Source organism: Novosphingobium sp. BL-S-32 (genome assembly GCF_056857055.1).
Map to the genome: position 1 here is coordinate 932,447 of NZ_CM166477.1, position 13,437 is coordinate 945,883.

At 65.8% G+C, this 13,437-nt stretch carries 10 protein-coding genes; 7 read left to right on the forward strand and 3 right to left on the reverse strand.

What is annotated here, in order from left to right:
• Positions 1-82: 82 nt before the first annotated feature.
• Positions 83-1,000, forward strand: a complete 918-nt coding sequence (locus AC1VVK_RS20795; RefSeq protein WP_482906644.1) for an alpha/beta fold hydrolase — start codon at positions 83-85, stop codon at positions 998-1,000.
• 16 nt (positions 1,001-1,016) lie between these two features.
• On the opposite strand, the gene AC1VVK_RS20800 is transcribed toward AC1VVK_RS20795, so the two are convergent.
• Positions 1,017-2,048, reverse strand: coding sequence for an NAD-dependent epimerase/dehydratase family protein (locus AC1VVK_RS20800; protein WP_482906645.1), 1,032 nt, complete (start codon positions 2,046-2,048; stop codon positions 1,017-1,019).
• Positions 2,049-2,311: 263 nt separating this feature from the next.
• On the opposite strand from AC1VVK_RS20800, the gene AC1VVK_RS20805 reads away from it, so the two are divergent.
• The 5 genes from AC1VVK_RS20805 to AC1VVK_RS20825 all read left to right on the forward strand — a co-directional run bounded on the left by AC1VVK_RS20805 (position 2,312) and on the right by AC1VVK_RS20825 (position 7,323).
• A complete protein-coding gene (locus tag AC1VVK_RS20805; RefSeq protein ID WP_482906646.1) occupies positions 2,312-3,277 on the forward strand; it encodes a beta/alpha barrel domain-containing protein in 966 nt (321 codons plus the stop codon).
• 45 nt (positions 3,278-3,322) lie between these two features.
• The gene (locus tag AC1VVK_RS20810; RefSeq protein WP_243652431.1) at positions 3,323-4,270 is read left to right on the forward strand and encodes a glycosyltransferase family 2 protein; all 948 of its coding nucleotides are present in this window, start codon (positions 3,323-3,325) and stop codon (positions 4,268-4,270) included.
• A gap of 317 nt (positions 4,271-4,587) precedes the next feature.
• Positions 4,588-5,697 (forward strand): fumarylacetoacetate hydrolase family protein, encoded by a 1,110-nt coding sequence (locus AC1VVK_RS20815; RefSeq protein ID WP_482906647.1) that lies wholly within the window; start codon positions 4,588-4,590, stop codon positions 5,695-5,697.
• Positions 5,698-5,708: 11 nt separating this feature from the next.
• Complete coding sequence (gene xylB, locus AC1VVK_RS20820; RefSeq protein ID WP_482906648.1) at positions 5,709-6,461, forward strand: D-xylose 1-dehydrogenase; 753 nt, start codon at positions 5,709-5,711, stop codon at positions 6,459-6,461.
• Position 6,462: 1 nt separating this feature from the next.
• Complete coding sequence (locus tag AC1VVK_RS20825; protein ID WP_482906649.1) at positions 6,463-7,323, forward strand: SMP-30/gluconolactonase/LRE family protein; 861 nt, start codon at positions 6,463-6,465, stop codon at positions 7,321-7,323.
• Between the two features lie 199 nt (positions 7,324-7,522).
• Here AC1VVK_RS20825 and AC1VVK_RS20830 read toward each other — a convergent pair whose 3' ends face one another.
• Both AC1VVK_RS20830 and AC1VVK_RS20835 read right to left on the reverse strand, forming a co-directional pair.
• Positions 7,523-8,581, reverse strand: a complete 1,059-nt coding sequence (locus tag AC1VVK_RS20830; RefSeq protein ID WP_132385961.1) for a LacI family DNA-binding transcriptional regulator — start codon at positions 8,579-8,581, stop codon at positions 7,523-7,525.
• Between the two features lie 111 nt (positions 8,582-8,692).
• Positions 8,693-10,807, reverse strand: a complete 2,115-nt coding sequence (locus AC1VVK_RS20835) for an alpha-glucuronidase family glycosyl hydrolase (RefSeq protein ID WP_482906650.1) — start codon at positions 10,805-10,807, stop codon at positions 8,693-8,695.
• A 255-nt stretch (positions 10,808-11,062) separates the two neighbouring features.
• Between AC1VVK_RS20835 and AC1VVK_RS20840 the strand changes: the two genes are divergently transcribed.
• Positions 11,063-13,432 (forward strand): glycoside hydrolase family 3 N-terminal domain-containing protein, encoded by a 2,370-nt coding sequence (locus AC1VVK_RS20840; RefSeq protein WP_482906651.1) that lies wholly within the window; start codon positions 11,063-11,065, stop codon positions 13,430-13,432.
• Positions 13,433-13,437: the final 5 nt, after the last annotated feature.

The window sequence follows — 13,437 nt, forward strand, 5'->3', positions numbered from 1 at the left end:
AACGGTGCCAGACGTCCAGACCCTTTCCCAGATCGAATGTATGCCGGGCCGATTGCGCCGGGCGATGTCACAGGAGAACAGGATGTTGAAATTTCTTGTCGTTGCCGCTGCCACATTGCTTGCCACGGCGACTCCGGCGCTGGCCGATATCGTGCCGCTTCCCGCCAGTTTCGCGGTCAAGGACATCGCCACCAACGGCACTACCCTGCATGTTCGCGTAGGCGGCAAGGGCCCGGCGGTGCTGCTCATCCACGGCTATGGCGAAAGCGGCGACATGTGGGGCCCGCTGGCAACCGCGCTGGCGCGCAACCATCAGGTCATCATCCCCGATCTTCGCGGTATGGGGCTTTCGGCCCGGGCGGAAAGCGGGTTCGACAAGAAGACGCAGGGCGTGGACATGTCCGGGCTGCTGGATAGTCTGAAGGTCGGCAAAGTGGATGTCGTCGCCCATGACATCGGCAACATGGTCGCCTTCGCCTTCATTTCCGAAAACCCGCAGCGCGTCGGCAAGGTGGTGCTCATGGACGCGCCGATCCCCGGCGTCGGTCCGTGGGACGAGATCCTCAAGAGCCCGATGCTCTGGCATTTCCGCTTCGGCGGACCGGATATGGAACGGCTGGTGGCCGGGCGCGAGCGGATCTATCTCGACCGTTTCTGGAACGAATTCTCGGCCGATCCGGCGCATTTCGATGAGGCTTCGCGCCAGCACTATGCCGCGCTCTATGCCCGGCCCGGCGCGATGCACGCCGGTTTTGCGCAGTTTGCCGCGTTCGATCAGGACGTGATCGACAACCGTGCGTTTATGGCGAAGGGCAAGCTGTCCAATCCGGTGCTGGCCATCGGCGGCGCCAAGTCCTTCGGGCCGACGATGGCGGCCGTTGCGCAGGGCGCCTTTTCCAATGTCCAGCAGTCGGTGATTGACGGTTCGGGACATTGGCTGATGGAAGAACAGCCAGCGGCGACGACCGCCGCGATCGTCGCATTTCTGGACGCCAAATAACGCGCGGGGCTCGCCGTCAGAGCATGGCCTCTACCGCCGGGTAGATGCCGCGCTCGATTAGCGCCTCGCGGGTGCCGGCGGGGTGCCAGCCCAGGGCGGCAATGCTCTGGGCGGCGTCATACGTGGCGCGGTGGGAACGGCAGCGCCAGTCGTGCAGGCTGGAAAGGTGGCGGTTGGGATGGCGGATCGCCGTCTTGACCAGCCCGCGCGCCAGATCGGTCAGCCAATAACGCCAGATGGCGCGCGGCGCGGCGTGGACCCTGCCGCCCGAACGCGCCTGCATCGCCGCGACATAGTCCCGCGCGGAGAGCAGCGGAGCATCGGCGATCAGGAAGCTGCGCTCCTCGATGGCGGGTACGTCCAGCGCCCGGACGAGCGCATCGGCGGCATCCTCTACCAACACGAAGGGCAGCTTGTGCCTGCCGTCTCCCCAATAGGTCAGCCGGTTCCACTCGGTAAATCGGCCGACGCCGTAGTGGACGGGGGAACTGCCCGCGCCGATCACGATCCCAAGGCGCAGGATGACCAGCGGCAGGCCCTGCTCGCGCGCCATCGTGCGGAGCATTTCCTCGCAAGCGGCCTTTGACCGGGCGTAGTGGTTGCGCCGCTCTATCCGCGGGTCGAGCGTGGTCGATCCGTCGATGCGGTCGTCGGGGCAGGCCGAGGCATAGGAATCGATCGATCCGGCATAGATGAACCGGCGCACGCCCTGGCGCAGCGCCGCTTCGGCCACCTGCCGCGTCGGCTCCACGTCGTTGTCCAGGTATTCCTGCCAGTTGCGCCCCTCGCCCTTGGCGAGATGGCAGACCGCATCGACGCCCTCCAGCGCGGCATGGAGCGCGGCAGGATCGCGATAGTTGCCCTCGACCAGTTCGACCCGTTCACCGCGCAGGGCAGGGGGCGCGGCCAGCACATTGCGGGTGAGCACGCGCGCTGCACGGCCGCTTTCGGCAAGCCGCGCGACAAGGTGCTGGCCGACGAAACCGGTGCCGCCCACCACCAGAACGCGCCGCGCCTCCGCGCTCTCCGGAAATTGTGGCGATGACATGGTGAGGGCACACTCCCGGCAAAACGATCCCATGAGAATAATGCGCTCTCGCGCTCGCGGAAGTTTGGGAAATGGGGACCGGAAACTCCGGATTGTTTGCCGAACCCGGACATAGCAGATCATGAATTGAGGGTTCGAGACTTCTCTTGATGTCGGGGTGGCATCTTGCTCGTTGAAGAGGAGGCACGTCGAAAATACGGGCCTGCCCAAATCCGAGTCTACGCCGCGGCATCATCAAAGGTCTGCCTATCGATGGAGCCGGCATGTCGAAGACGATTTCCCAGAAAATACTGAACCGCCTTGGCGACAAACCGGCACAACTGGCTTTCAACCTCTCGAACACGACGCTGATGCGGCGGCAGCTTGGGCGGCGCTACAACGAAGCGCTGGCATCCCATCGCCCGTTGCTGCCCCGGCTTGAGGGGATCGACCGGCAGATCGTGGAAGGGCTGGAGCGCGACGGCGTATTCATCACCTCGCTCGACGCGCTGGGCCTGTCGGGTTCGGCGGAAATGCTGCGCGCGGCGCAAAAGGCGGCGAGCGAATGCGCCGAGGACGCACGGCGTGAAGCGGGTGCTGGGCGCGAGTTCACGTGTGCGCCGGCGTCCGCCACGGTCGAAAATCCGGAGATATTCCACTGGGGCCTCAACGACCGTCTGCTCGACATTGCCGAGGCATATATCGGGCTGCCCGCCGCCTATGACGGCATGGCGCTGATCTATACCGTTGCGGACGGCACCGAACTGGGCCCGCGCCAATGGCACCGCGACCGCGAGGATCGCAAGATGATCAAGCTGGCGGTCTATTGCAGCGACGTGACCGACCGGGGCGGCCCGTTCGAACTCATCAGCCGGGTAGACCCGTCGCAAGGTGTCGACGACCGCTACGTCTACGAGTTCGGCACTCCGGAAGTGCTCAACGAACGATTGGGTGCCGACTATTCGCGCGATGTCGTCAGTTGCACCGGTCCGGTCGGAACGGTGGTTTTCGCCGACACTGCGCGCTTCTTCCATCGCGGCGCACCGGCGCACGACAAGGACCGCGCCGCGCTGTTCTACGGCTATTTCGCGAACAGCACGCGGCACCCCTATTTCTGCGAGCGGTCGGGCCTGAAACGGCGTGAAATCGCGGAGTTGGTGCAGGGCATGTCGCCGCGCCAGCGCGCCAGCGCGCTCTGGCAAGAGGGGCTCCCCGCGTGGCTGAAACTGATCCCCCCGGCCCCGATCTGAACCGATCTGTCGGACCCCGGGCTTGAAGTCATGGAAGACCAGGCGATGTCGATTATGCAAGATGTGGGCGGCAACGGCGGTGCGGTACGGAATGCAGCCGTTGGCGTGGTGGTGATCGGGCGCAACGAAGGCGAGCGGCTGCCGCCCTGCCTGCAATCGGCAAGATTGGCGAGCGACCGCGTTGTCTACGTGGATTCAGGTTCGAAAGACGGCAGCGCGGCGCTGGCACGCACTTACGGTATCGAGGTGATCGAACTGGACACTTCGTCGCCATTCACCGCCGCGCGCGGCCGCAATACCGGCTTTGCGCGTGTGCGCGAGCTTTGGCCGGATACCGAGTTCGTCCAGTTCATCGACGGCGACTGCGAACTCGATTCCCACTGGATCGCGGCAGGATTGGCCGGGCTCGCAAACGATGCGCGTACCGCAGTGGTCTTCGGTCGTCGCCGCGAACGCTATCCCGACCAGACCTTTTTCAACCGCGTCTGCGACATCGAATGGGACGGCAAGCCGGGTCCCACCGATAGCTGCGGGGGGGATGCGCTCATGAGGGTGGAGGCCGTCTCGGCGGTCGGCGGCTACGACCCGGGCCTGATTGCGGCCGAGGACAATGATCTGTGCCACCGGATTCGCCGTCGCGGTTGGAACATCGTCCGCTTGCCCGACGAGATGACGCTGCACGACGCGGCGATGACCACGTGGTGGCAATGGTGGCAGCGGAACCGGCGCAGCGGCCATGCGGGCGCCGAGGCATGGTACCGGCGCGGCTCGGAAGACCCGCGGATGATCCGCTACCTGCTGAGCAACCTGCTGTGGGCGCTGCCGCCGTTCTGGTTGCTGTGGCCGGTCCTGTGGTGGCGGGTCTATCGCCGTTCGGGCGCGAGCTATGCCACCCACATCGTACTGGGCAAAGTGCCCCATTGTTTCGGGCAACTCGGCTTCTGCTGGACCACTCTGCGTGCGCGCAAGACGCAGTTGATCGAGTATAAATAACCGCTTTCGAGCAACGGCGCTGCCGTTACGGAGGGCCTTGTCCGGACCGACCGTGCTTCTCCGCATGCGTAAGCGCCCGCCGAAATCCTCCCTGTTTTCAGGTCTTCCCGTGTTTTCGTGCGAGGCTGCGGGGCTGGAGTTTTCCGGTCCGGAACCGCGCGGTATCCGGCGCATAAGCCATTCGGTATGCCGGGCCGATATTGGAACCATGGCACCTGCGCGCAATCGGCCTTGACAACGGCCTCTGATCTGCCAATTGGTAGCGCTATCACTGAAGAAACGTGGGAGGGGGAATTCGTGACGAATCCCGATACTGCATGTCGTTGATGCCTGCTGACTGGATTTCCGGCACTTTCCTGGGTCGCGCCGATTTCGGCGAAGGGCCAAGCCCGATTCTTGTCGTTCGCGGCGAGTTGATCGACATGTCCGCTGTGGTGCCCACTGTTACGGCGCTGGTGGAAGCGGGCGATTTCTCCGGCCAGGGCGGCGCGCGACTGGGCACTTTCGATGCCGAACAGGTCAATCTCCTCAGCCCGGTGGACCTTCAGTGCGTCAAGGCTTGCGGCGTCACCTTCGCGACCTCCGCCATCGAGCGCGTGATCGAAGAGCGCGCCCGGGGTGACTGGAGCGCCGCCGCCGCCATTCGCGAGCGTCTGGAAGCGCGCATCGGCGGCCAGATCCGCTCGGTCGTGCCCGGCTCCGAAAGTGCCGCGCAGCTCAAGGCCGCGCTGATCGAGGATGGCCTGTGGTCGCAGTACCTCGAAGTCGCCATCGGCCCCGACGCGGAAGTCTTCACCAAGTCGCCCGTGCTTTCCACGATGGGCGCCGGCGCCGAGATCGGCGTGCGTTCGGATTCGAGCTGGAACAATCCCGAGCCCGAAATCGCCCTGCTGGTCGGCAGCGACGGCAAGGCCGTGGGTGCGACGCTCGGCAACGACGTCAACTTGCGTGACTTCGAGGGCCGCTCGGCCCTGCTGCTGGGCAAGGCCAAGGACAACAACGCCTCCTGCTCGCTCGGCCCGCTCGTCCGCATTTTCGATGAGAGCTTCACGATCGACGACGTGCGCGCCGCCGAAGTGCGCCTCTCGATCACCGGCGAGGAAGACGGCTTCGTGCTGAACGGCACCAGCAACATGGCCGAAATCAGCCGCGATCCGCTCGATCTCGTGCGCCAGACGCTCAGCGAGCACCAGTATCCCGACGGCTTCGTGCTGTTCCTCGGCACTCTCTTCGCGCCCGTTCAGGACCGCGACGAGGAAGGCCGCGGCTTCACCCACAAGGTGGGCGACACCGTCACCATCGAGAGCGACAAGCTCGGCCAGCTGCGCAACCGTGTCGTCACGTCGCGCGATGCCGCGCCCTGGCGCTCCGGAATCTCCGCGCTCTACGCCAACCTGCTGTCGCGCGGTCTGCTCAAGGCATCATGAAGATCACATCCATGACGAACCATTCCGCCATCTATCCCAGCCTCAAGGGCAAGCGCGTCCTGATTACCGGTGGCGCCACCGGTATCGGCGCGGGCCTGGTCGAGGCCTTTGCCGGGCAGGGCGCCCATGTCGGTTTCCTCGACATCGACGCGCCTGCCGGTGAGACGCTGGCCGCATCGCTGCCGGGCGCGCATTTCCGCGCCTGCGATTTGCGCGACCTTGGTGCCACCGCTGCCGTGCTTGCCGAACTGGCCGAGGCGATCGGCGGCGTCGACGTGCTCATCAACAATGCCGCGCGCGATGACCGTCACACCATCGAGGACGTGACGCCCGCCTATTGGGACGAGCGCATGGCCACCAACTTGCGCCATCAGTTCTTCGCCGCGCAGGCCGTTGTGCCCGCGATGAAGGCGCAGGGCCACGGCGTGATCCTGAACTTCGGTTCGATCAGCTGGCACCTCGGCTTGCCCGACCTCGTGCTCTACCAGACCGCCAAGGCGGCCGTGGAAGGCATGACCCGCGCGATGGCGCGCGATCTGGGTGCGGACAATATCCGCGTCAACACGATCGTTCCGGGCAACGTCGAAACCCCGCGCCAGAAGCAGTGGTACACGCCCGAGGGCGAGGCCGAGATCATGGCCGCGCAGTGCCTCAAGGCCCGCATCCAGCCCGCCGACGTGGCGGCGCTGGCGATGTTCCTGGCCTCGGACGACGGCGCCATGTGCACCGGCCACGATTACTTCATCGACGCCGGGTGGCGCTGAGATGACGCCCGAATCCGTCCTTTCGGTCGGCGCCACGCTGGGCGAGGGGCCGGTCTGGGCCGGCGACCGCCTGTGGTTCGTCGATATCAAGGAGCACCGGCTCTACCGGCATGACCCGGCGACGGGTGCGCTCGATACGTGGCAGGCGCCCGACCAGATCGGTTGGGTTCTGCCTGCGGCGCGCGGGGACATGATTACCGGGATCAAGACCGGGCTGCACCGTTTCAATCCGGAAACGGGCCAGTTCGCGCTGCTCCACAACCCCGAACCCACGCGCCCGCACAACCGGCTCAACGATGCCGCCACCGATCCCGCCGGACGTATCTGGCTGGGTTCGATGGATGACGCGGAAACCGAGGCTTCGGGCGCGCTCTACCGCCTCGACAAGGGGCACTGCACCGATTCCGGCTTGCCCAAGGTGGTCATCACCAACGGGCCCGCGATCAGCGCCGATGGCCGGACGCTGTGGCACACCGACACGCTGGGCAAGACGATCTGGCGCGTGCCGGTGCGCGAGGACGGCACTCTCGGCACGCCCGAGCATTTCGTCACAATCGAGGACGGAGCGGGCTGGCCCGACGGCTCGGTGATCGATGCCGAGGGCTGCTTCTGGACCGGCCTGTTCGGCGGCTGGGGCGTCAGGCGCTACGATCCGTCGGGCAAGCTGATGGCCACGGTGCGCTTCCCGGTCGCCAATGTGACCAAGATCGCGTTCGGCGGCCCTGATTTGCGCACGGCCTATGCCACCACGGCGCGCAAGGGTCTGTCGGCGGCAGAATTGGAAGCGCAGCCGCTGGCGGGTAACGTCTTTGCATTCGATCCGGGCGTTGCGGGCTTGCCGGTTCACCTCGCAAACAGCTGATCGGCGGGTTCACCGTGGAGGTCGTCACCATCGGCGGCTTCCGGTTGGGCGACGTTGCGCCTGTGTAACCTTCCTCGTCATTGCGAGCATAGCGAAGCAATCCAGAGCGGCGTAAAACTGTCCTGGATTGCTTCGCTATGCTCGCAATGGGAAAACGCCCCCTTGCAACTATCCGTCGCAAGGGGGCGTTTTCGTGCGTTCAGGCTACCGGGCTGGCGTCCGAATCCCGGCGGATCAGTTTGAACTCGGCCACCGTATGGGGATGGCCGATCTGCGATTTCCCGGCGTTGCGCGCGCGGATTTCCGAGATCAGCAATTGCACGGCCTTACGCGCCATTTCGGTGGTGGGCTGGCGGATCGTCGTCAGTTCGGGCCAGACCGAGACGGCCAGTGCCGTATCGTCGAAGCCGCAGACGGTCAGTTGGCGCGGCACTTCGATCCCGCGCCGGAGCGCCATGGTGATCGTGGCGGCGGCCATGTCGTCGTTGGAGGCGAAGATCGCGGTCGGTGCCTCGGGAAGGTCCAGCAATTGCGCCGCCGCTTCCAGCCCGGAGCGATAAGTGAAGTAGCCCTGCGCCACCAGTGCCGGGTCGAACGGCATGTAGAGCGCGGCCAGCGCCTCGCGATAGCCGTCAAGGCGCTCTGCGCTGGCGGTCTGGTTGGGGTGGCCGGTGATGAAGCCGATCCGGCGATGACCCAGCGTGGCGAGGTGATGTGTCATCGTGAACGCCGCCTCGCGGTCGTCGATGCTGACCGAGAGCGCCCATTCCGGCGCGCGGCCCGTGGCGACCGCCACGACCGGCACGTCGGCGTTCTTCAGCGCTTCCAGCACGGCAGGCGAATCGCTGAGCGGCGGGGGCAGGATCACGCCGTCGATCCGGGTGCGGAGCAATTGCTCGACGGCCTTGGCCTCACGCCCTTCCTCGTTGCAAGGTTCGACCAGCAACTGCGCATTGGCGGCGCTGGTTTCGTCCAGCGCGCCGACCAGGAATTCGCTCAGGTACGCAAAGCTCGGGTTCGAGTGGAGCAGGCCGATCCGCAGATCCTCGCCCCCCGCCAGCACGCGCGCGGCGGTGCTGGGGGCGTAGTTCAGCTCCGCGATGGCGGCTTCCACCTTGAGGCGAGTCTCCTCGCGGACATTGGCGCCCTTGTTGATGACCCGGCTGACCGTCATCGGGGAAACGCCGGCAAGGCGTGCGACATCGTCGATCTTGGCGCTGGAGCGCTGCTTGCGCGGGCCTCTGGTATTTGTGGTCATCTGGTTCCCTGGCGGTGCCCCGGGTTCCGGGTGGAACGCCGGGGCCAGTCCGCTAACTCCACAATTCCCGGCGTTAGCGCAACCATCGAACTGCAATCGGTGAGGATGACTTCAGTGAGGGTGTCCGGGCGCCATGGGGAAGTCCTGCGCCTTGTACCAGGCTAGGTCGTGCTCCGGCGCGGCGGCCCCGGCGGGCAGCGGAAGGCCGTTGACCGACATCCAGTAGGCCAGGCTGGCATCGCGCCACCACTTGGCCTCGCGGTGCTGGATTTCGAGGTAAGTCGCGGTTTTCTGCCAGCGTTCGGGGTCCACGCTGCCCTTCACGCCCTGCCATTCGGCCTGCATCTGCGCCACCGTGGTGACGCCGCGATCATAGTGCGCGACCATCTCTTCCCACAGCGTGCGGCCGGACTTCATCTTCCAGTCCCACGGCAGGTGGTGGAACCACAAAAGTTCGCTTTCCGGCGTGGTGCGCGGATCGGAAAGCAGCTTGGCGACCGGCGGTTCGTACTGGGCGACGGCATTGCTGCCGGTCTTCGTGCGATCGAAGCCGATGCCCGACTTGTCGGCCTTGTGGTAATAGACCGGGTTCCATTCGGGCCGGGCAAGGTCGCTGATCCACGGGCCGGGGCCGTAGTGGTGGCCGGTGCCCATGAGGTGCGCAAGGCCGAGCGGGCCGGTGTAATCGACCACCGCCTCGCGCGACTGCATCATCATGCGCACGGCGGTATCGACCACCTGGGGATCGTTGCCGAAGGTCTGCTGCGCCCATTCGCGGGCGACGGCTTCGGAAGAGAGCGTTGGATCCCAGGCGAGGCGGCCGAAGGCGTACCAGTTGGCCTGGTTGAACGTGGAGCCCGACCAGTCGCGATCGCGCCCGACATTGGCAACGCCCGCAATCCCGCTGAGTTTGTGGCCGTAGAGCGAGCCATCCACTACTTTGGCCACGGTCGATCCGGTGCCCTTGGCGCGGGTGTCCGCCTTCAGCACTTCCTCGAACAGCGGGCCAAGGTAGGCGAGGTGGGTGGCGAAGCCGAGGTATTCCTTGGTGATCTGGAGTTCCAGCATCATCGGCGTCTTCGGCATGGCGCCGAACAGCGGATGGAACGGCTCGCGCGGCTGGAAGTCGATGGCGCCGTTTTTCACTTGCACCAGCACATTGTCCGCGAACTTGCCGTCGAGCGGGTGGAACTCGGTATAGGCCTGCTTGGCGCGGTCGTCCGGGTCGGTCTCTGCATAGACGAAGGCGCGCCACATCACGATGCCGCCATGCGGCGCCACGGCGGCGGCGAGCATGTTGGCGCCGTCCGCATGGCTGCGGTGATAGTCGCGCGGGCCGGGCTGGCCTTCGCTGTTGGCCTTGACCAGGAAGCCGCCGAAATCGGGGATCGCGCGGTAGATCTCGTCGGCCTTGGCCTTCCACCATGCCCGTACTTCGGGGTCGAGCGGATCGGCGGTCTTGAGGTGGCCCAGCTCGATCGGCGCGGAGAAGCGGGCCGAGAGATAGACTTTGATGCCCCAGGGCCGGAACACATCGGCCAGAGCGGCGGCCTTGGCGATATAAGGCGCGGTGAGGCTTTCGGGCTTGGCGTTGACGTTGTTGATGACAATGCCGTTGATGCCCAGCGCGGCGTTGGCGCGGGCATAGTCGGTATAGCGCGGGTCCTTGAAGTCAGGCAGCGTCCACCAGTCCCACAGCGACTGGCCGGCGTAGCCGCGTTCCACCGAGCCATCGAGATTGTCCCAATGGTTGAGCACGCGCAGGCCGATCTTCGGGGCGGAGGTGAGGTTGATCGCGGCAAGGTCCACGCCGGTCTTCTGGGCGCGGATCAGCGCGAAGGCGCCGTAGAGCACCGCGCGGTCGGTCTTGCCGGTAACGAGCAGCGATGGGCGGCCGTCGATCGTGGCGGTGCGCACGATGTAGCCTTCCTCGCCCAGCGTGGCGGTGGACAGGCGCAGGGCGGCCAGCGCCGGGTCGTCGGCGCGGGCGAGGACTACCGGCAGCGGCGAGGCGGCAAGGTCGCGGCGCAGTTCACCGGCGGCAAGCGCCAGTGTGTCAGACGTCAGTGTTTCGGATTGGCCGATCACGCGGATATCGGGCGCAGCGGTACCGGTGGCGGCGGGCGTGAGCCAGAGATCGTAGCCGTCATTCGCCAGCGCCGGCGCACTTGCAGCCCCGAGTGCGATCATGCACACGCCAATCGTCAGAAGCCGCTTCTTCATCATCCTGCCCAATGTCCCAGATTATCGAATTTCAATTCACGCGGCGTCGCCATTGACAAGCTTGTTCGTTGTCGCGCATGATAGCGCTACCACATAAAAGTCGGGGCAGGCAACACAGTTTGCCGCCTAATTGGGAAATGGCCGCAAGCGGCTTCTTAGGAATGGCCGCGAGCGGCTCGGGGATGCAGGTAGGACGATGATTTTTCCGGTTTGTCTGAAGCTTGCGGCCTCGCGCCGTGTCGCCAAGGTTACGTCCGCATGATCGCCCGCCGCGAACTGCTGCGCTGGAGCGCGGGGGCTTCCTTGCTGGCTTTCATGCCAGTAGCCGCGCGCGCCGCGACGGCGCTCTACAAGGACCCCAAGGTTCCCATCGACTTGCGCGTGAAGGACCTGATGGTCCGCATGACGCTGGACGAGAAGGTCGCCCAGCTCATCACGCTGTCCACCCGCAAGCGCGAGGTGATGAACGATTCGCGTGCTTTCGATCCGGCGCTTGCCAGCAGGAACCATCCCGACGGCATCGGCCAGATCGCTCGCCCGTCCGACCGGGGCGGCGCGGCGACCGCCAACAACACCGGCACCGAAGTCACCGGCCGCTGGCGCAAGCCCGCCGATACCATCGCTTTCGTCAACGCCGCGCAGAAGTGGGCGCGCGAGCAGACCCGCCTCGGCATTCCGATCCTCTTCCACGAGGAATCGCTCCACGGCTACATGGCGCCCGAGGCGACCAGCTTCCCGCAGGCCATCGCCATGGGCGGCAGTTTCGACACCGACCTTGTCGAGCGCGTGCAGTCGGTGATCGGACGCGAGGTGCGCGCGCACGGCTCCACGCTGGCGCTCTCTCCGGTGGTCGATATTGCCCGCGATCCGCGCTGGGGCCGCATCGAGGAGACCTTCGGCGAGGATCCCTATCTCTGCGGCGAAATGGGTGTTGCCGCCGTGCTGGGCCTTCAGGGACCGGGCAAGGAACTGGCCCCGGGCAAAGTCTTCGCCACGCTCAAGCACATGACCGGCCACGGCCAGCCTGAAGCGGGTAACAATGTCGCCCCGGCCCCGCTCGGCAAGCGCGAACTGCGCGATTCCTTCTTCCCGCCGTTCCGCGAAGTGGTGCGCCGCACCGGTATTGGCGCGGTCATGCCCTCCTACAACGAGATCGACGGCATTCCCAGCCACGCCAACCACTGGCTGCTTCAGGACGTGCTGCGCGGCGAATGGCACTTCGATGGCGCCATTGTCAGCGATTATGCGGCGATCCCGGAACTGGCGACGTTCCACCACCTTGCCAGCGATCTGGAGGGCGCGGCTCGCCTTGCGCTGCACGCGGGCGTCGATTGCGATCTGCCGGACGGCGATGCCTATCGCACGCTGGCCGATCAGGTCCGCAGGGGTTTGGTGCCGCTGGCCGCCGTCGATTCCGCTTGCCGCCACATGCTCACGCTCAAGTTCCGCGGCGGCATGTTCGAGGAAGCGCCGATCGATCCGAAGGTCTCGGCCAAGCTTACCGCCAATGCCGAAGCCCGCGCGCTGGCGCTGGAAGCGGCGCGCAAGTCGATCTGCCTGCTCAAGAACAGCGGTGTCCTGCCGCTGACCGCCGGTGCCCAGAAGCGCATCGCGGTTATCGGCCCGAACGCCAATGTCACGCGCCTTGGCGGCTATTCGTCGGAGCCGCGCACCACGGTCAATCTGGTGCAGGGCATCACCGCGCGCGTGGCGGGCAAGGCCGAAGTCGTCTTCGCGCAGGGCGTGTTCATCACCCGCAGCGAGGACCGCTCCGCCAACGAAGTGCTGCTGGCCGATCCCGCAAAGAACCGCGCGCTGATTGCCGAGGCCGTGGACGTGGCCAAGGGTAGCGACGTGGTGGTGCTCGCCATCGGCGATACCGAGCAGACCAGCCGCGAGGGCTATGCCCGCACCCACCTTGGCGACCGTACCGACCTTGATCTGCTGGGCGAGCAGAACGAACTGTTCCTCGCGCTCAAGGCCACCGGCAAGCCGGTGATCGTGGTCGCGCTCAATGGCCGTCCGCCCTCTTGGCCCACAGTCGCCGCGCAGGCCGACGCGATCCTTGAATGCTGGTATCTCGGCCAGGAAGGCGGCACTGCCATGGCCGAGGCGCTGTTCGGAGACGTCAATCCGGGCGCCAAGCTGCCGGTCACCGTGGTCAAGGACGTGGGGCAGGTGCCCTTCTTCTACAACCACAAGCCATCGGCCAAGCGCGGCTATCTCTTCACCGAGACGGCGCCGCTCTATCCCTTCGGCTTCGGGCTCAGCTACACCACGTTTACCGTGGGCGCGCCCAGCCTTTCAGCCCCGCGCATCGGCGTTGCGGGCAATGTCACCGTCTCGGTGGACGTGACCAACAGCGGCCAGCGCGAAGGGGACGAGGTGGTGCAGCTTTACGTCCACGATCAGGCCGCCAGCGTCACGCGCCCGGTCATGGAACTGCGCGGCTTCAAGCGCGTCACCCTGAAGCCCGGCGAGACGCGCAAGATCGAGTTCACTCTCGGCCCCGACGATTTCAGCCTCTGGAACGAGGATATGGTAGAAGTCGTCGAACCCGGCCTGTTCGATATCATGGTCGGCGCCAGCAGCGTCGATCATAAGACCACAACCCTCGAAATCGCCTGAGGATT